This is a genomic window from Devosia limi DSM 17137, from assembly GCF_900128975.1.
GTDB lineage: Bacteria > Pseudomonadota > Alphaproteobacteria > Rhizobiales > Devosiaceae > Devosia > Devosia limi.
In genome coordinates this window covers 64,754-83,077 of record NZ_FQVC01000001.1, presented here as the reverse complement: position 1 = coordinate 83,077, position 18,324 = coordinate 64,754, and the positions used below count along the sequence as shown (strand labels likewise).

Below are 18,324 nucleotides of genomic sequence, written 5' to 3'. Positions count from 1 at the left end.
ACCACATTGGACTTGGGATAAGAAACACTGGCGTTCCTGAAGGAAGACAATGGCAGCGAACCAAAAGAATGTCAACAAAGCTGACATAAATTTCGATCCTCCGACAGACGGCGACTTGCCGCTCGACATCATGGGATTGTTCTTCTTCGCCTATCGCGATTTCGTTGGCGATCCCGACGCTTTGCTGGAGCGCCAGGGCTTTGGTCGCGCCCATCACCGGGTGCTGTATTTCGTCAATCTGCGGCCCGGCATGCCGGTCGCCGATCTGCTTGATATTCTCAAGATCACCAAGCAAAGTCTTGCCCGCGTACTGCGCCAGCTCATCGATAATGGTTATATCGAACAGAAGACCGGCCATTCCGACCGCCGCCAGCGCCTGCTTTTCGCCACCGATAAGGGCCGCGCCTTCTTTGGCGTGCTCTCGACCAGCCAGGCCAGCCGCATCGAGGCTGCCATTGCCGGCCTGCCCGTCGACTCGGCCAACATCGTCCGCCGCTTCCTCGTCGGCATGGTCGACCCCGGCGACCGCCCCGTCCTGGATCGCCTCAACCTGACGGCAGCGCTGTAGGCCGGCGATCCCGGCCTCTCGCCGCCGCCCGGTGCATATCCCGCGCTGGCGGGAATCGCCCTCCTGGCAGCAGGTCTGCGCTATGCGCCGGTCTGCCCCGCAGGGACAAGCATTCCTCTCCCCCTATGCAACAATGCCGCCCGGTGCTATTGACCCTCGCCAACCTGAGCCCGGAATCTCCTCTTTTGCCCGGCTCAAACTCCAACATTTTCTGATTATTCAGAAGGCAGGAAGGGTCTGGCCTTGGCGAAGATTATTACCACCGCAACCGGCGATTATGCGCTGACCTTCGACGACGTGCTGCTCCAGCCCGCGCGTTCCGATGTGCTCCCCACCGAAACCGATATCTCCACTTACGTGACCAAGGATATCGCGCTCAATCTGCCGATTCTGAGCTCGGCCATGGACACCGTCACCGAACACGCCATGGCCATCGCCATGGCGCAGGCCGGTGGCATGGGCGTCATTCACAAAAACCTCACCGCCGAGCAGCAGGCCGAACAGGTTCGCCAGGTGAAGTCCTTTGAGAGCGGCATGGTGGTCAATCCCATCACCATCGGTCCCGATGCGACCCTTGCCGATGCGCTGGCGCTGATGCAGGCCAGCCGTATTTCTGGCATTCCGGTGGTCGAAAATGGCGGCAGCGGTGGTCGCGCCACGGGCAAGCTGGTTGGCATTCTCACCAACCGCGACGTGCGCTTCGCGTCCAGCCCCGGCCAGCGCATTGCCGAGTTGATGACCCATGAAAACCTCATCACCGTGCGTGATGGCGTTTCCAAGGAAGATGCCAAGCGCCTGCTGCACAAGTACCGCATTGAAAAGCTGCTTGTCGTTGACGAGAACTACAATTGCGTCGGCCTGATCACCGTCAAGGATATCGAAAAGGCCCAGCTTAATCCCCACGCCGTCAAGGATGCCCAGGGGCGCCTGCGCGTCGCCGCCGCCTCCACCGTTGGCGATGCCGGCTTCGAGCGTTCCATGCAATTGATTGATGCCGGCGTTGATCTCCTGGTCATCGACACCGCCCATGGCCATTCGGTGCGCGTCGCCGAGGCCGTCGAGCGCGTCAAGCGCGAGAGCAATTCCACCCGCATCGTCGCTGGCAATGTCGCCACCGCCGAAGCCACGCGCGCGCTCATCGATGCTGGCGCTGACTCGATCAAGGTCGGTATTGGTCCGGGCTCGATCTGCACCACCCGCATCGTCGCCGGTGTTGGCGTTCCGCAGCTGGCCGCCGTCATGGCCTGCGCGGAGGAAGGCGCTCGTCACGGCATTCCGGTCATCGCCGATGGCGGCATCAAGTTCTCCGGCGACATGGCCAAGGCCCTGGCCGGTGGCGCATCCTGCGTCATGGTCGGCTCGCTGCTGGCCGGCACCGATGAAGCCCCGGGCGAGGTCTACCTCTATCAGGGCCGCTCCTATAAGTCGTATCGCGGCATGGGTTCGGTCGGCGCCATGGGCTCCGGCTCGGCCGATCGCTACTTCCAGCAGGACGTGCGCGATCAGATGAAGCTGGTCCCCGAAGGCATTGAAGGCCAGGTGCCCTATAAGGGTGCCGCTGGCGCCGTGCTGCATCAGCTCGCTGGCGGCCTGCGCGCCTCCATGGGCTATACCGGCGCGCACAATCTCAAGGATTTCCGCGACAATTCCGTCTTCGTGAAGATCTCCGGCGCCGCGCTCAGCGAAAGCCACGTCCACGACGTGACCATCACCCGCGAAGCCCCCAACTACCGCAGCGGCCGCTAGCCGCCGCTCTAACACCGACAATCTATCAGTCAGGACACCCTCCCCCTCAGGGGGAGGGAAGCGCGATAGGACTTAGCTTCAGCTAAGTCCGTAAATCGAGCAGGGTGGGGGTACGCCTCCGCACACTCGAACCCAAACCTTCCCCCCTCCACCGCGTCATCCCGGCGAAAGCCGGGATCCAGTTTCCTTCTCCTTCGTTCCCCCAACGACGGCTCGTTGATCCACGCCCATTCCTCACGCGTATCCACCCCACTGAGTTATTCCATCCACCCGCACCGGGTCATTCCCGCGCAGGCGGGAATCTCCCGCTCCCGAACACCACCGACCCAAACCCCAACACATTCAACCCCTTGCCGCACTCCCCCGAATCTCAACCAGAGCATCAGTCCCATGACCCTCGTCGCCAAATTGCTGATCCTCGCCATTGCCGGCCAGGTCCTGCTCACCATCATCATCCTGGTCCTGATGGGCCGCGAGCGCGTGCCCCGCGTTATGTCCGGCGAAATCCCGCTTCAGGATATTGCGGTCGAGCGCACCGCCTATCCGCTCAAGGCCCGGCTGCTTTCCAACAATTTTGACAACCAGTTCCAGCTGCCGGTCCTTTTCTATGTGGCGGCGCTGCTCGCCCTCTGGGCCGGCATTACCGGCTGGCCAATCGTCATCGCCGCCTGGGCCTTCGTCGTCCTGCGCTATGTCCATGCGGCCATCCACATCACCACCAATCGCGTGCATCAGCGCCTTGCTGTTTACGCCACCGGCCTTGCGGTCTTGGTCATCCTCTGGCTATTGGTCCTCTTTCCAATCCTGCTGGCCTGAGTACCCCATCCATGCGCCTCCCCGGTCGACTGTCCGCCGCCATCCAAGTTCTGACCGATGTCGAAACCCGCAAGCGTCCGGTTTCCGAAGCGCTCAAGTCATGGGGCCTGGCCAATCGCTTTGCCGGGGCAGGGGATCGTGCTGCCATCGGTAACCTGGTCTATGACGCGCTCCGCCGCCGCGCCTCCCATGCCTTCGCCATGGGCGAGGATAGCCCGCGCGCTTTGGTCCTCGCCGTCGTCCTCCGCGACTGGCAGGAAGATGCCGCCGCGCTCAATGCGAGCTTTGCCGAAGACAGCCACGCCCCCAGCAAGCTAACCGAACAAGAAATCCAGCATGCTGGCTCAGATCTGGCCTCTGCGCCCGATCATGTCCGTGCCGATATGCCCGAATGGTTGGCCCCTTCGCTGCTGCGCGCATTCGGGGATAACTGGATTGCCGAAGGCCAGGCCATGTCCGGCCGCCCCTCGCTGGACCTGCGCGTCAACACGCTCAAATCCACCCGCGAACGGGCCATGAAAAGCCTCGCCCGCTTCTCGCCGCAGGAAACCGCCATCTCGCCCATCGGCATCACCATGCCAGCCGGCCCCCGCGACGCCCGCACCCCCAATGTCACCACCGACGAGGGCTACCTCAAGGGCTGGTTTGAGGTGCAGGATCAGGGCAGCCAGATCGTTGCCGCGCTTTCGGGTGCCAAGCCCGGCGAACAGGTGCTCGACCTCTGCGCCGGCGCCGGCGGCAAGACCCTGGCACTTGCGGCAGCCATGACCAACAAGGGGCAGATCTTCGCCTATGACAGCGACCGCTCGCGTCTGGCGCCCATCTATGATCGCCTCAAGCGCAATGGCGCCCGCAATGTGCAGGTCCGCGCGCCCCAGCCGGACGCGCTCGAAGATCTCGTCGGCAAGATGGATCGTGTCGTCATCGATGCGCCATGCACCGGCACCGGCACTTGGCGCCGTCGCCCCGATACCAAGTGGAAGCTCTCGCCCGAGCTGTTGAATCAACGCACTGGCGAACAGGCCGAAATCCTTGAAAACGCTGTGCGTTTCGTCAAGCCGGGCGGCACGCTGGTCTACATTACCTGCTCGATCCTGCCCGAAGAAAACGACGAGCAGATCGCCGCTTTCCGAGTCACGCATCCCGAGTTCACCTCGGCTGCGCCAGCCGATCTCTGGCAGGCAGCCCTCGGCCAGCCCATCCCCGATGGCGTCGCCACTGCCGGTTCCGGCCTCGCACTGACCCCGCGCCTTACCGGCACGGATGGCTTTTACTGCAACATCCTGACCCGCGCGCTGTAATCGTGAGCCTCGAACAGCAACGCAGCTCCGTCCCCGTCTGGGCCTTCTTGCTGGCGTCCATCGTTCTGGTGGTCGTCGCCTTTGCCGCTGTCTGGTTCGCCATTCCGGGCCCCGATACCAGCAATCATCTGGTGTCGCCCTCCGGCAAGGCCTCCATCGAATTGGGCGAACTCTGCGGTGACGCCGCCTGCACCCGCGTCGCCATCCTCGAGGTCACGGGCTCAGACGGCGCCAAGACCCGCACCGGCTGCCCACTCACTCTGGCCGGTACAACCCCGCTTTTCACCAGCGTTTCCGCTGTCTGGGCTGCCGACGAAACCAGCGTCCAGCTGGCTTATGCCTCTGCCACGGGCACCCCCGGCGTACTGACGATTAACCTCGCCGACTGCACACTCACCGACTAGGTGAACCACTTGCACCGCCATGCGTTAGAGGGGGATAAACCCATCAGCGCAGAGCGTTACAATGAGCGTCCCTTCTCTCGCCGACTACCGCACCCCCGGGCCATGGTTCCTGCTGGCGCTATTCCTTCTTGTCGTCATCTGTGTCGGCGCCCTGATCGGCATGCTATCTATCCCCACCGCTTGGTACGAGGCGCTGGCCAAGCCGCCATTCAATCCCCCCAATTGGATATTCGGACCGGTCTGGTTCACGCTCTATGTGATGATCGCGGTCGCCGGCTGGCGCATCTACATGATCGACCCGCGCGCTCCCGCGATGAAACTGTGGTATATCCAGATGGGGCTGAACTGGATCTGGTCGCCAGTCTGGTTCGTGGCCCAGCTGATCTGGCCCGCCTTCGCCATCATTGCGTTGCTCTGGGTTGTCCTGATCGCCTTCGTCCTCAGCGCCCGCAAGCTCGATCCCTTCGCCGCCTGGCTGTTCGTCCCCTACCTCCTCTGGGTCAGCTTCGCCGCGCTGCTGAACCTGTCGATCGGCGTCCTGAACTAATCGTTCTTGGGCGCGCGGTTGCCCCTCACCCACGGAGTCATTCCCGCGCAGGCGGGAATCCATTCTTGCTTTGCCCAGCCGAAAAGAGTGGATTCCCGCCTGCGCGGGAATGACCCTCGATGCAAATTGCTGTTTCGGCCATCAAACCGCCGCGCCCACAGCCTCCGGCGCGACAGGCCGTTTCTCCAGCGTCCGTGCCCAGGCAATGATCGGCGCCTCCATCCAGCGATAGGACAGGGTGGCAATCACCATAGTGATGCCAATGATCACCGCGCTCCCCAGGAGGAACGCGCCCGGCTCGCCCATCCGCCCATGGCCGATTTCAGGCAGCCAGAACAACCGCACCACTTCCAGCACCAGATAGTGCCAGACGTAAATTCCGAACGAGATTTCAGCGAGATAGCGGATCAACCGGTTATCCAGCACGCGCCCAACCACCAGGCTCGACGGCGTTACCACCAGTACAAAGCCGAGCATCAGCGGAAAGCTCGGAAACAGATAGGGCACGCCGAGCCAGCCAAACCCTTCGGTGCCGCCTTCGTGCAGTCCAAACTCCCAGAGCGTTACCGCCACCAGCGCAATGCCGCCAAGCGACAGCGCATCGAACAGCGCCGAGCGATAGCGCCCCACCAGCAATTGCACCCCGCTGGCCAGTGCTCCCATCGCAAAAATGGCGAAGAATCCGAATGGATTGAACCGCGGCATCCAGCCCCGTGCGCCGCCCTGCAGCCCATAGCCAAAGCCGCGCTGCGTCGTATCCACCGGCACAAATTGCACAAACAGCCAATGCGCCAGCAGCGCCACCGCCAGCACACCCAGCCAGCTGAGCCGCGCCGCCCAGCCGCCATGCCGCCCCCGATACAGCGCAAACAGCGCCACAAACCCCAGCGGCAGCATCACATATGAGCTGACCTCAAACCCGATCGACCACAGTGGTCCGTTGATCTCCACCGGAAACAGCGTCGTCCAATGCCAGTCGCTGATCAGCAGCAGCCCAGCGACGTAGCGCAGCACCAGCCAGCCATCGAGCGCGAAGCCAAACAGGGTAATGCTGAGGATGAAGCTCACCGTCAGCGCCAGCCAGAACCCCGGGATAATCCGCGCCGCCCGCCGCAGTGCATAATTGTGCAGCGAGGGCAGGGGCCGCCCCTGATCCAGCGCCTTCCAGAATGGCCGCGCCAACAGAAATCCGCTGAGCACGAAGAACATGGCGACGCCAAATCCGCCGACCGCATTGAACACCTGCGAAGCATCATAATCACCCAGCGCGCTGCGGGGATTGATCCGCTGCGCGAGGTGGTGAAACAGCACGATGAAGCAGGCACTGGCCCGCACGAAATCGGCGCCGTAGAGACGCCCGTCATCGGCGTTCATAATCCCCCCGATTTACGCATAGGACGTTCCCCCAACGCCCGGCTTGCGGAATCTGCCGAGTGAAGCTAAAGCCTCGCCATGCAGCACCCAGATCAAGCCTCCGCAAACGACACAATTCTCATTGTTGACTTCGGATCGCAAGTCACTCAGCTGATTGCGCGTCGAATTCGTGAGACCGGCGTCTACTGCGAAATCCATCCGTTCCAGCAAGCCGGCGCGGCCGTAAAGGCCCTGCAGCCCAAGGGCATCGTCCTTTCGGGCGGCCCGGCGTCCACGCTGGACGAAAACGCCCCCACAATCGATCCGGCCATCCTCGATGCCGGCGTTCCGATCCTGGGCATCTGCTATGGGCAACAAGCCCTCTGCATGGCCCTGGGCGGCAAGGTCGAGGCGGGACATCACCGCGAATTCGGCCGCGCCGAGGTCAAGGTGGAAAAACGCTCCGCCCTCTATGACGGCGTCTGGGAACTCGGCACCGAGCACCAGGTCTGGATGAGCCATGGCGACCGCGTCGTCGCGCTCCCGGAAGGCTTTGAAGTCGTTGGCACTTCGGCTAATGCTCCCTTCGCCATGATCGCCAACGAAGACAGGCGCATCTGGGCCGTGCAGTTCCATCCCGAGGTGGTCCACACCCCCGATGGCGCCAAGCTCTATGCCAATTTCGTCCACACTATCTGTGGTGTCGCCTCGTCCTGGACCATGGCTGCCTATCGCAGCAAGATGATCGAAAAGATCCGCGCCCAGGTCGGCACCGGCAAGGTCATCTGCGGGCTTTCCGGCGGCGTCGACTCCTCTGTCGCGGCAGTGCTGATCCACGAAGCCATTGGCGATCAGCTCACCTGCATTTATGTCGATCACGGCCTGATGCGCCTCAATGAGAGCGAACAGGTCGTCACGATGTTCCGTGACGAATACAATATCCCGCTGGTCCATGTGGACGCCTCCGAACTCTTCCTGCGCGAGCTCGATGGGCAGTCCGATCCCGAGACCAAGCGCAAGATCATTGGTCGCCTGTTCATTGAAACCTTTGAAGCGGAAGCTGAAAAACTCGGCGGCGCACAGTTCCTGGCGCAGGGTACGCTTTATCCCGATGTTATCGAATCCGTGTCGTTCACTGGCGGTCCTTCGGTCACCATCAAGAGCCACCACAATGTCGGTGGCCTGCCGGAACGCATGAACATGCAGTTGGTCGAGCCCCTGCGTGAGCTATTCAAGGACGAAGTTCGCGTCCTTGGCCGCGAACTGGGCCTGCCGGAAAGCTTTATCGGCCGCCACCCGTTCCCAGGTCCCGGCCTCGCCATCCGCTGCCCGGGCGGCATCACGCCCGAAAAGCTGGATATCCTGCGCAAGGCCGACGCCATTTATCTCGATGAAATCCGCAAGTCGGGCCAATACGACAAGATCTGGCAGGCTTTCGCCGTGCTGCTGCCGGTGCAGACCGTTGGCGTCATGGGCGACGGTCGCACCTATGAGTTCGTCTGCGCCCTGCGCGCCGTGACCTCGGTCGATGGCATGACAGCCGATTTCTACCAGTTCGACATGAACTTCCTCGGCAAGACCGCGACCCGCATCATCAATGAAGTGCGGGGCATCAACCGTGTCGTCTATGACGTGACCAGCAAGCCGCCTGGCACGATCGAGTGGGAATAAGCCGCTATGGTTGCCGCCGGTCACAGTGACTTTGTCATTCGCCCGGCGGCACTTTCAGCTGCTTCATTGCACTGAGCGCGCCGGCGAAAGACTTCGGCCTCGCGCTGTCTGTTGATGCTACTGCGCCGGTTTGCTCGCCGGCACAGTGCGCAGCACCGCCAGGCGGTTCCAACGCCGGCCGATCCAATCCAGCACTGCCATCGCAAACCCTTCCACCGGCTTGCGGAAGCGCCATTCCACCAGATTGGCGAAGACGATGGCGATGCAGAATGTCGCAATCATCACCAGCACCAGGCTGAGCCAGGCAGGCATGTAAAGGTCGAGCGTGGCGAGGAAGCTGATCCCGACATTTTCGTGGATCAGGTACCAGGAAAAGCTCAATAGCCCCACCTTGGCCACCGCCGAGGACAGAAGCGGCACATTGGGGATCGACTTGCCAGCGGCAAAGCGCAGGAACAGCGCCGTCAGCGCGAGGAAGGCGGCGGCGCAGGCCGTGGCGATCACCCAGCCATCATGCAGCTCGAACGAATAGGCTTCGATCCACACCACGGCCGTCGCCAGCAGCACATTGGCAATCATCAAGCCGCGCGTCGGCATGGTCCCGCTCTGGGCCTGTCGGCCAAGAATGCCGATGGCAAAGAACGGCAGATAGGGTGCGATGGTCAGGAATTTCAGCAGCGATTGCGGCGTGATCGGCCCGCTATCCGCCACCGAAAACAGTGTCGACACCGCCCAGATCGGGGCCATTACCAAAGCCAGCACCGCGAACACCCGCGTAAATCGCGCCGGATCGGTGAACATTCCGGCCAGGACCGCCACCAGCAGGTAGAATTTGACCTCGACGGCAATCGACCAGAACGCCCCGTCGACCCACTCGCCGATCTCGCCGACAAACAACAGGTTCATCGCGACATCCGCCAGGTTCGGCGCCACCACATGGAATTTGGCTTCCGGCACGCTGGGCACATGCGCCACCAGCCCGAACACGAATAGCAGCAGCACAGCCGCAAAGAACGCCGGATAGATGCGCGAGAACCGCCGCGCCAGGAACACGCCGACGGTTGCCGAGCGCTCCAGCGTCATGAATATGCAGTAGCCGGAGATGGTGAAGAAGAAATAGACCCCCACCCAGCCGAAGAACACAGGGATGGGAGCGCCTTCGGTGATGTTGAGCGCGCTGGCAGGGAGCCGGGCGGTGAAATGGAACATCACCACCAGCAGGATGGCGATACCGCGGAAAACATCGATGGTTTCGACCCGGCCCTTGGTCATCTGCGCGCACTCTGTAATTTGCGCGCATCATATCCAGATCGGAACGCGCAGGAATTGCTATCCCTTTCATACGCTTAATAGGTAAAGCTTTAGCCTTCCCACTATCGGTTTGCGCCGCGCGGCGCCGCCGCATTTGCAATCCTGAGGTGGCGTGTTAATTGTGCGCGCAATTCAGCTCAAGACCATCAGGCAGGCATGTCCCAGGATAACATCTTTCGCGAAGTCGATGAGGAACTGCGCTCCGAGCGGATGCGCAAGCTCTGGCGCCGTTTCGCCCCCTTCGTGATCGGGGCCGCAGTCGGCGTCGTCGTGCTCGTTGCCGTCAATGAAGGCTGGACCTGGTATCAGAATTCCAATTCTGCCGCCTCCTCGGACAAGCTCTATGCGGCCTTCGATCTGGCCGATGGCGGCGATCTCGCCGCCGCGCAGGCAGCCCTCGATGACCTGGCTGCAACCGGTTCAGGCCAGTACGCGACACTGGCCCAGTTCAGCCAGGCCGGCCTGCTCGCCAAGGATGGCAAGGTCACCGACGCCGTCGCCGCCTATGACGCCCTGGCCAATACCCAGTCCAACCAGCGCCTGCGCGAACTGGCTCTGGTCCTGGCCGGCACGCTGATGGTCGATGCTGGCACAGTCGCCGATGTCGAGGCCCGTGTGGGCACCATTGCCACCGAAGGTCATCCGTTCCGCAATGCGGCGCGGGAAGCCCTTGGCCTCGCTCAATTCAAGGCTGGTGACTTCGCCGCCGCCCAGGCCAATTTCGAAGCCGTGGTCAATGACCCGCTGGCCCAGAGCGCCGTCCGCAACCGGATGGGCTACTACCTGGCCCAGCTGCTTGCCGAAGGCGCCATCGCGCCCGAGGCTGTTGATCAGGCTGGTGCCGACGCCGCTGCTACGCCCGCCGAAGCGTCGGCCCCCGCTGAACCTGCTGCCCCCACCGAGGCTGAACCGGCCGTCCAGTGACGGCCGTTTCCAGCATCGCGACAGATCGGAATACTTTTCTATGACCGTCACCGTAGCCATTGTCGGTCGCCCGAATGTTGGCAAATCGACCCTGTTTAACCGCCTCGTCGGCCGCAAGATCGCTCTTGTCGACGATACGCCGGGCGTTACCCGCGACCGGCGCGAGGCCGAGGGCCACATCGCCGACTTGTCGTTCCGGGTCCTCGATACCGCCGGCTACGAGGATGTCACCGATGGCAGCCTCGAAGACCGTATGCGCCAGCAGACCGAGCTGGCCATCAAGGAAGCTGATGTCATCCTGTTCATGATCGATGCGCGTGCCGGTGTGGTGCCGCTTGACCAGCGCTTCGCCCAGGTACTGCGCAAGGCCGGGAAGGCCGTCCACCTGGTTGGCAACAAGGCCGAAAGCAGCGCTGCTGAAGCCGGGCTGGTCGAGGCCTTCAAGCTGGGCTTTGGCGAGCCTATCGCGCTGTCTGCCGAGCATGGTCTTGGGCTCTCCGAGCTCTATTCCATCGTCTCCCAGGCCATTGACGCTGCGGCGGCCAACAAAGAAGCCCAGGAAATCGCCGATCTCGATGCCATGCCAGAGGTTGATGTCGACATCACCGAGGACATGCTGGAAGGCGAGGGCGACGAGGCCACGCTGCGCTGGAACCCCAAGCGCTACCTCAATGTCGCCATCGTGGGGCGTCCCAATGCCGGCAAGTCGACGCTGATCAACCGTATGGTGGGCGAGGACCGGGTTCTCGTTGGCCCTGAGGCCGGCATTACCCGTGACAGCATCCTGGTGCCGTGGGAGTGGGAAGGCCGGGTGATCAACCTCGTTGATACTGCAGGCATCCGTCGCCGGGCGCGCGTTACGCAGAAGCTCGAAAAGCTTGCAGTGGGCGATAGCCTGCGCTCGATCCAGTATGCCGAAGTCGTCGTCCTGATGCTTGATGCGACCATCCCGTTCGAAAAGCAGGATTTGGCGCTGGCCGATCTGGTTGAGCGGGAAGGGCGGGCGCTGGTCATCGCGGTCAACAAGTGGGACCTCATCGAGGACAAGAACGCTCATCTTGCGGCGCTCAAGGAAGCCTGCGAGCGCTTGCTACCGCAGCTTCGGGGCGTTCCGCTGGTCACGCTCTCCGGGCTGACCGGCAAGAACATCGACAAGCTCATGGCCGCGATCTTCAAGATCGAGCGCAGCTGGAACACACACGTCTCGACAGCGCGCCTCAATCGCTGGCTCGCTGGCATGGTGGAGGGGCATCCGCCTCCGGCGGTCTCCGGCCGTCGCCTCAAGATCCGCTACATGACGCAGGCCAAGACCAGGCCGCCGAGCTTCATCCTGTTTGCCTCACGGCCCGAAGCGCTGCCGACATCCTATCTGCGTTACCTGGCCAATGGCCTGCGCGAGGCATTCGACATTCAGGGGCCGCCGATTCGCCTCTGGGTGCGCGCTGGCAGCACTAACCCCTATGACGACGTCAGCAAGCGCCGCCTGGGCTAAGACGAAGGTCGGGCGCGGCACTTATCAACACCCATGGTGCTGCGCCCGGAATTGCCTTAATAACTACGTCGTCCAAAGCGACCCGATGCTGAGTGCGGGGCCGCAATTCATGATGAGACCTTGTTCGTAGAAATTTTGATTGTCGTCGTTCTCACCATTGTCAACGGTCTGTTGGCGATGTCTGAACTGGCGGTCGTATCTGCCCGTCCCGCGCGTTTGCGCACCATGGCCGACCACGGCAACAAAGGCGCGGCCATAGCCATTCGCCTTGCCGAAGACCCCGGCAAATTCCTGTCTTCCGTCCAGATTGGCATTACCCTTGTCGGCATCCTGTCCGGCGCCTTTTCCGGTGCCACGCTGGGCCTGCGTCTGACCGGCTGGCTGCAGTCCGTCGGCGTGGCCAACAATGTCGCCGACGTGTTGGGCGTCGGTGTCGTGGTGGTGCTGATCACCTATACCTCGCTGATTCTGGGCGAACTGGTGCCCAAGCAGATCGCCCTGCGCGATGCCGAAGGCGTTGCCGCCCGCGTTGCCCCCGCCATGAAGCTCCTGGCCTCTGTCGGCTCGCCTATCGTCTGGCTGCTCGACGTCTCGGGCAAGGCTGTCCTGGCCCTGCTGGGGCAGTCCGGCGAGTCCGAGGAGACCGTGACCGAAGAAGAGGTCAAGACCATCATCGCCGAGGCCACCACGGCCGGTGTTATCGAAAGCGACGAGCATTCGATGATCTCGGGCGTCATGCGCCTTGCCGACCGCTCGGCGCGCGGCCTGATGACCCCGCGTCTGGATGTTGAATTGATCGACCTCTCGGACGATCTGGACGAAATCCGCAAGACCATCGTCACGACCCACCGCTCGCGCCTCTTGGTGCAGGATGGCGATTCCGATTCGATTATCGGTGTCGTCGCCATCACTGATCTGATCAGTGTCTTCGCCAATGGCCAGCCACTTGAGATCCGCAAGTTCGTCCAGCCCGTGCCGGTGGTGATGGATCACGCCGATGCTCTCGACGTCGTCCGCGCCATCCGGAACTCGACTGTCCACATGGCACTGGTCGTGGACGAGTATGGGCACTTTGAAGGTATCGTCACTTCGGGGGACATCCTCGAAGTCATTACCGGCGTGTTCCAGGAAGAGACCGGCGACGATCCAGCACTGGTGCGCCGGGAAGATGGGTCCTTTCTGGTGGCGGGCTGGATGCCCGTCGACGAGTTCAGCGACAAGTTGGGCATTGCCATCCAGCGCGACGCCAAGTTCGAGACCGTGGCCGGCTATGTCCTGTCCATCATCAACCGTCTGCCTGCCGAAGGCGAAACCTTCGTGCATGGCGATTGGAAATTCGAGGTTGTCGATCTCGACGGCCGCCGTATCGACAAGGTGCTGATGACGCGCATCGAATAGCGCGACCGGCCTGAATGCAAAAAGGGCGCGGGTTCCACAGAACCCGCGCCCTAGCTATTTCTTGGAGGTCGCAACCCCATCCACCGTCATTGCCCGGCTTGTCCGGGCAATCCAGCTCTAAAGGCCCTAGAGGTCCTCGAACGCGCCGGTGCGCATATCGAACAGCCGACCGTTTTCCTTCAGCGAGGGGCTGATCATATCGACCAGCTTCGGCGCGATTTCGGATGGGGCCGGCAGCGTCTCGGGATCTTCCCCCGGCATGGCCTTGGCACGCATGGCGGTGCGCACAGCACCGGGATAGAATACGTTGGCGCGCACGCTGGTCGCCTCGACCTCGCCTGCATAGGACTTCACCATGGCGTCCACCGCAGCCTTGCTGGCGGCATAGAGCCCCCAATAGGGCCGGGCCGAGCGTGCCGATGACGAGGACACGAACACCGCGCGTCCTGCATCGGCCTGACGCAGCAGCAGATCGGTCGAGCGCAGCAAGCGGAAATTGGCGGTCACGTTGACGGCCATCACCTTTTCGAAGTCTTCCGGCGCCACATGGGGCAGGGGGGATAGTGTGCCGAGCATCCCAGCATTGGCGATCAGGCCATCGAGGGCGCCCCAGCGCTCAAATATGGCTGCGCCCAGCCGGTCGATGGCATCGCCATCGCGCAGGTCGAGCGGTACCAGGGTAGCCGAGGAGCCCATGTCCTGGATTTCGTCGTCCAGTTCCTCAAGCCCGCCCACGGTGCGCGCGACGGCCACCACATGAGCGCCACGCTTGGCCGCTTCGCGAGCCGTAGCATAGCCAATCCCGCGCGACGCGCCGGTGACGAGGACGACCTTACCGGCCAGATCTTGTGCAAGCTGTGCCTGAGCCATTAACCGGCCTCTCGTAGCAGGGAAATTTGTTTCGGTTCGTTCTTGGAGCGCCCGTTGAGGTCAGTCAACTGCGTCGGATAGTCGCCGGTGAAGTAATGGTCGGTAAACTGCGGCGCCTTGTTGTCGCGTGGCTCGCCGCCCACAGCATCGTACAGGCCATCAATCGACAGGAACTGCAGCGAGTCTGCGCCGATGAACTTGCACATCGAGGCAAGGTCCTTGTGCTGGTTGGCCAGAAGCTTTTCCGGGTCCGGCGTATCGATACCGTAATAGTCGGAAAAGTAGATCATCGGGCTGGCGACGCGGATATGCACCTCGCTGGCGCCGGCCTCCCTGATCATCTGCACGATCTTGAGCGAGGTCGTGCCGCGCACAATCGAGTCATCGATCAGCACGACCCGCTTGCCGGCGATCTCGGCGCGATTGGCCGAGTGCTTGAGCTTGACCCCAAAGGCACGGATCGATTGTGTCGGCTCAATGAAGGTGCGGCCCACATAGTGATTGCGGATGATGCCCAGCTCGAACGGAATGCCGCTGGCCTGCGCATAGCCGATGGCCGCGGGAGTGCCGCCATCGGGCACCGGCACCACCACGTCGGCCTCGACCGGTGCTTCCTTGGCCAGGTTGATGCCCATGTGCTTGCGGGCTGCATAGACGCTGCGCCCGGCCACGACCGAGTCCGGCCGGGCGAAATACACGTATTCGAAGAGACAGATACGTTCCTTCCGCGGCTGGAACGGGTGGTGCGACTCGATCGTCACCGTGCCGTCTGCCTGGATTTCGCAGACAATGACTTCGCCATTCTCGACGTCGCGTACGAACTTGGCGCCGATAATGTCGAGAGCACAGGTTTCCGAGGCGAAGATCGGCTTACCGTCGAGATCGCCAAGCACCAGCGGGCGAATACCATTCGGATCGCGTGCGCCGATCAACTTGGTGCGCGTCATCGCCACCATGGCATAGGCGCCTTCGACCGCGCCGATTGCGTCAACGAACCGGTCCGAAGAAGAGGTGCGCTGCGACCGCGCGATCAGGTGCAGGATGACCTCGGTATCCGAAGTCGACTGGCAGATCGCGCCCTGCGCGATCAGCTTGCGCCGCAGCGTCAGCCCATTGGTCAGGTTCCCGTTGTGGGCGATAGCAATGCCGCCAACTTCCAGTTCGGCGAACAGTGGCTGCACATTGCGCAGGATGGTCTCGCCGGTGGTGGAGTAGCGCACATGGCCCATGGCCATATGGCCTGGAATGCGCTTCAGCGTTGCCGGATCGGTGAAATGGTCACCCACAAGGCCGAGCTGACGTTCCGAGTGGAACTGCCGTCCGTCGAAGGTGACGATCCCCGCAGCTTCCTGACCGCGGTGCTGCAGCGCATGCAGCCCCAGCGCCGTCAGCGTTGGCGCATCGGGATGTCCCAAAATGCCAAACACCCCGCACTCTTCGCGCAGGGTGTCGCCATACATGTCAAAAGAGTCGTCGCTCGGATGGTTCACCGGGCTCTCCATTCCAATGCTGCCTCAACCGCAGGACTGTTGCCGCCGGGGGCGGCGGTCGATGGCGCAGGGCAAGCACCATCGCCAAACTTGTTCGGCCCCATGCCGAGCGTAGAAGGTGGGGCCTGAAGAGGCAAACGCAAGCGCTCGCCGGAATTCTATCAGATCGCCGCCGGGGGCGTCACAGCGTCGGGTGAGCCGTCCTCGGTCGCGTCGGTGCCCTCGTCAAGCGGGATGGCAGTGCCATCGACATCCTCGGTCAGCCCGGTGCCGCCCTTCAGGATCTCGGTAACCTGCTGTTCCAGGCCGGGCGGCAGCATGGAGATCAAGGTGTTCCCCATATTGCTCAGGTGCGGCAGTGTCTGCGATTCCTTGGCCCATGGCGGCAGATTGTTGCCGAGCAGCCACGTGCCGAAAATCGTGATGACGATACCGATCAGCAGGCCGCGCAACACGCCGAACACAAAGCCCAGGGTGCGATCGATCGGGCCGACGCGGCTATCGACGACAAAATCGGCGATGCGCATGGTCAGCAGATGCAGGATGATGAGGGCGACGATGAACGTCACCACCACGGTAGCGATATCGGCCACGACCTGCTCGGCAATATATTGCCGGGCGATCTCAGGGTGGTATTGCCACATGTAAATGGCGATGGCTGCAGAGCCGGCCCATGTGGCAAGCGAAAGCACTTCGCGGGTGAGCCCACGTGCCGTGGCGAGGATCGCCGAAATCAGCACAAGCACCCCGATACCAACGTCGAACGCTGTCAGCATATTCTACTCGCCCGCTCCAATTGTCGCCCCGAGCCCCGTCAGGCGCTTCGTTTAGCCGCTTTGAAGACCGCTGCCAAGGGCAGTGCGGCCCCTCAGGGGCTGATGTTCCCAAAAAGCATGGAAATGAACGCCAGTCTTCGCGCTAGCGGCGGCTTATTCAGCCGCGATGTCTTCTTCCTGCGGCTTGCGCTTGCCATTCGCCGCAATGCGTCCAACCAGTTCGCTCAGTGCCGTATACTCGGAAACCTCGAGGCCGTGGGTCTTGTCAGCTGCGGCCATCCGCCCCGTCGAGACCGATTTGAACCCGAGCTTGCCGGCTTCACGCAGGCGCAAGGAACCATGCACCACCGGCCGGACTCCGCCCGCCAGTGAGATTTCGCCGAAATAGACCGACTCGGGCGGCAGCGGGGAGCCGGTCAGCGACGAAATCAGCGCCGCCGCCACGGCCAGGTCGGCGGCTGGCTCGTTGATTTTCAGCCCGCCCGCCACGTTGAGATAGATATCATTGGCCCCAATCCGCACGCCGCATCGCGTTTCCAGCACGGCCAGCACCATCGACAGGCGCGCCGAATCCCAGCCGACCACGGCGCGCCGCGGCGTGCCGAGCGGGGAGGGGGCCACCAGCGCCTGGATTTCGATCAGGAGCGGACGCGTCCCCTCCATCCCGGCAAAAACCGCTGAACCAGCCGCGCCCTCGTCGCGCTGGTCGAGGAATAGCGCCGAGGGATTGGCCACCTGCGCAAGGCCCAGCGCCGTCATTTCAAAAACGCCGATTTCGTCTGTGGCGCCATAGCGATTCTTCACGCCGCGCAGGATGCGGAAGGTATGGCTGGTGTCGCCCTCGAAATAGAGCACGGCATCGACCATGTGCTCGACCACGCGCGGTCCGGCGATCTGCCCGTCCTTGGTCACATGCCCGACCAGTACGACGGCCGCGCCGCTCTTCTTGGCAAAGCGCGTCAGGGCCTGCGCCGACGTGCGCACCTGGGTGACGGTCCCGGGCGCGCTGTCCACGCGGTCGGTCCACAGCGTCTGGATCGAATCGATGATGACGAGTTCGGGGGCAGGTCCGCTTTCGAGCGTGGCGAGAATGATCTCGACATTGGTCTCGGCCGCAAGCAGCACTTCGGCTTCCCCAAGCCCGAGTCGTTGCGCCCGCAATCGCACTTGCGCCACCGCCTCTTCACCCGAAACATAGATGACGCGCTTGCCCTGCCTGGCGAGCGCGGCGGCGGCCTGAAGCAGCAAGGTGGACTTGCCGATGCCGGGATCGCCGCCCACCAGCAGTGCGGAGCCTTTGACGAAGCCACCGCCGGTCACCCGGTCCAGTTCGGCCAGCCCGGTGACGATGCGGGCCGCGCTCTCGGTTTCGCCCGAGAGGGGCACCAGATTCGCCGCCTTGCCGCCGGCCTTGGCCGATTTTGGTCCGGCGCCGACGCCACTATCGGTCAATTCCTCGACAATGGTGTTCCATTCGCCGCAGGCGTCGCACCGGCCCTGCCATTGCATGGTCACCGCACCGCAGGCTTGGCAGATGAAGGTGGAACGGGCTTTAGCCAAGGTAGGGTCCTAGCATTTGGATTTTGCGGATAGCGTACCGGGTGACGACGTTGCGCCATGCCCGATCATTGCCGCCGTTACAAACTCAAGCCCTGCT

The 18,324-nt window shown here is 62.7% G+C and carries 16 protein-coding genes; 10 read left to right on the top strand and 6 right to left on the bottom strand.

What is annotated here, in order from left to right:
- Nucleotides 1-49: 49 nt before the first annotated feature.
- From BUA69_RS00395 to BUA69_RS00370, 6 genes are all read left to right on the top strand, one after another.
- Complete coding sequence (locus tag BUA69_RS00395) at nucleotides 50-568, top strand: MarR family winged helix-turn-helix transcriptional regulator (RefSeq protein WP_046134348.1); 519 nt, start codon at nucleotides 50-52, stop codon at nucleotides 566-568.
- A 243-nt stretch (nucleotides 569-811) separates the two neighbouring features.
- Entirely contained in the window at nucleotides 812-2,314 is a 1,503-nt protein-coding gene (guaB, locus tag BUA69_RS00390) for an IMP dehydrogenase (RefSeq protein ID WP_046134347.1), read from the top strand.
- Between the two features lie 390 nt (nucleotides 2,315-2,704).
- Nucleotides 2,705-3,130 (top strand): MAPEG family protein, encoded by a 426-nt coding sequence (locus BUA69_RS00385; protein WP_046134346.1) that lies wholly within the window; start codon nucleotides 2,705-2,707, stop codon nucleotides 3,128-3,130.
- 11 nt (nucleotides 3,131-3,141) lie between these two features.
- On the top strand, nucleotides 3,142-4,431 hold the full coding sequence (locus tag BUA69_RS00380; RefSeq protein ID WP_046134345.1) for an RsmB/NOP family class I SAM-dependent RNA methyltransferase: 1,290 nt from the start codon (nucleotides 3,142-3,144) through the stop codon (nucleotides 4,429-4,431).
- A gap of 2 nt (nucleotides 4,432-4,433) precedes the next feature.
- Nucleotides 4,434-4,835, top strand: coding sequence for a hypothetical protein (locus tag BUA69_RS00375; RefSeq protein WP_046134344.1), 402 nt, complete (start codon nucleotides 4,434-4,436; stop codon nucleotides 4,833-4,835).
- A gap of 61 nt (nucleotides 4,836-4,896) precedes the next feature.
- Nucleotides 4,897-5,382 carry a TspO/MBR family protein gene (locus BUA69_RS00370; RefSeq protein WP_046134343.1) on the top strand — a complete coding sequence of 162 codons (486 nt, stop codon included), beginning with the start codon at nucleotides 4,897-4,899 and terminating at the stop codon, nucleotides 5,380-5,382.
- Between the two features lie 141 nt (nucleotides 5,383-5,523).
- Here the strand turns inward: BUA69_RS00370 and BUA69_RS00365 are convergent, their stop codons facing one another.
- Nucleotides 5,524-6,756 (bottom strand): acyltransferase family protein, encoded by a 1,233-nt coding sequence (locus BUA69_RS00365; protein ID WP_046134342.1) that lies wholly within the window; start codon nucleotides 6,754-6,756, stop codon nucleotides 5,524-5,526.
- A 78-nt stretch (nucleotides 6,757-6,834) separates the two neighbouring features.
- Between BUA69_RS00365 and guaA the strand changes: the two genes are divergently transcribed.
- Nucleotides 6,835-8,406 carry a glutamine-hydrolyzing GMP synthase gene (gene guaA, locus BUA69_RS00360; RefSeq protein ID WP_046134341.1) on the top strand — a complete coding sequence of 524 codons (1,572 nt, stop codon included), beginning with the start codon at nucleotides 6,835-6,837 and terminating at the stop codon, nucleotides 8,404-8,406.
- Between the two features lie 117 nt (nucleotides 8,407-8,523).
- Here the strand turns inward: guaA and BUA69_RS00355 are convergent, their stop codons facing one another.
- Nucleotides 8,524-9,678: an acyltransferase family protein gene (locus BUA69_RS00355; protein WP_046134340.1), complete on the bottom strand. Its 1,155-nt coding sequence runs from the start codon at nucleotides 9,676-9,678 to the stop codon at nucleotides 8,524-8,526.
- Between the two features lie 195 nt (nucleotides 9,679-9,873).
- Between BUA69_RS00355 and BUA69_RS00350 the strand changes: the two genes are divergently transcribed.
- From BUA69_RS00350 to BUA69_RS00340, 3 genes are all read left to right on the top strand, one after another.
- Nucleotides 9,874-10,641, top strand: a complete 768-nt coding sequence (locus BUA69_RS00350) for a tetratricopeptide repeat protein (RefSeq protein ID WP_052950412.1) — start codon at nucleotides 9,874-9,876, stop codon at nucleotides 10,639-10,641.
- Nucleotides 10,642-10,681: 40 nt separating this feature from the next.
- Complete coding sequence (gene der / locus BUA69_RS00345) at nucleotides 10,682-12,133, top strand: ribosome biogenesis GTPase Der (RefSeq protein ID WP_046134339.1); 1,452 nt, start codon at nucleotides 10,682-10,684, stop codon at nucleotides 12,131-12,133.
- Between the two features lie 135 nt (nucleotides 12,134-12,268).
- Nucleotides 12,269-13,531, top strand: coding sequence for a hemolysin family protein (locus BUA69_RS00340; protein ID WP_046134411.1), 1,263 nt, complete (start codon nucleotides 12,269-12,271; stop codon nucleotides 13,529-13,531).
- Between the two features lie 126 nt (nucleotides 13,532-13,657).
- Here BUA69_RS00340 and BUA69_RS00335 read toward each other — a convergent pair whose 3' ends face one another.
- The 4 genes from BUA69_RS00335 to radA form a co-directional block, all read right to left on the bottom strand.
- A complete protein-coding gene (locus BUA69_RS00335) occupies nucleotides 13,658-14,401 on the bottom strand; it encodes an SDR family NAD(P)-dependent oxidoreductase (RefSeq protein WP_046134338.1) in 744 nt (247 codons plus the stop codon).
- Nucleotides 14,401-15,861 (bottom strand): amidophosphoribosyltransferase, encoded by a 1,461-nt coding sequence (gene purF, locus BUA69_RS00330; protein WP_425283926.1) that lies wholly within the window; start codon nucleotides 15,859-15,861, stop codon nucleotides 14,401-14,403. The genes BUA69_RS00335 and purF overlap by 1 nt, the downstream gene beginning before the upstream one ends.
- A gap of 191 nt (nucleotides 15,862-16,052) precedes the next feature.
- The gene (locus tag BUA69_RS00325) at nucleotides 16,053-16,667 is read right to left on the bottom strand and encodes a CvpA family protein (RefSeq protein ID WP_046134336.1); all 615 of its coding nucleotides are present in this window, start codon (nucleotides 16,665-16,667) and stop codon (nucleotides 16,053-16,055) included.
- Between the two features lie 153 nt (nucleotides 16,668-16,820).
- Nucleotides 16,821-18,227 (bottom strand): DNA repair protein RadA, encoded by a 1,407-nt coding sequence (gene radA, locus BUA69_RS00320; RefSeq protein WP_046134335.1) that lies wholly within the window; start codon nucleotides 18,225-18,227, stop codon nucleotides 16,821-16,823.
- Nucleotides 18,228-18,324 lie beyond the last annotated feature (97 nt).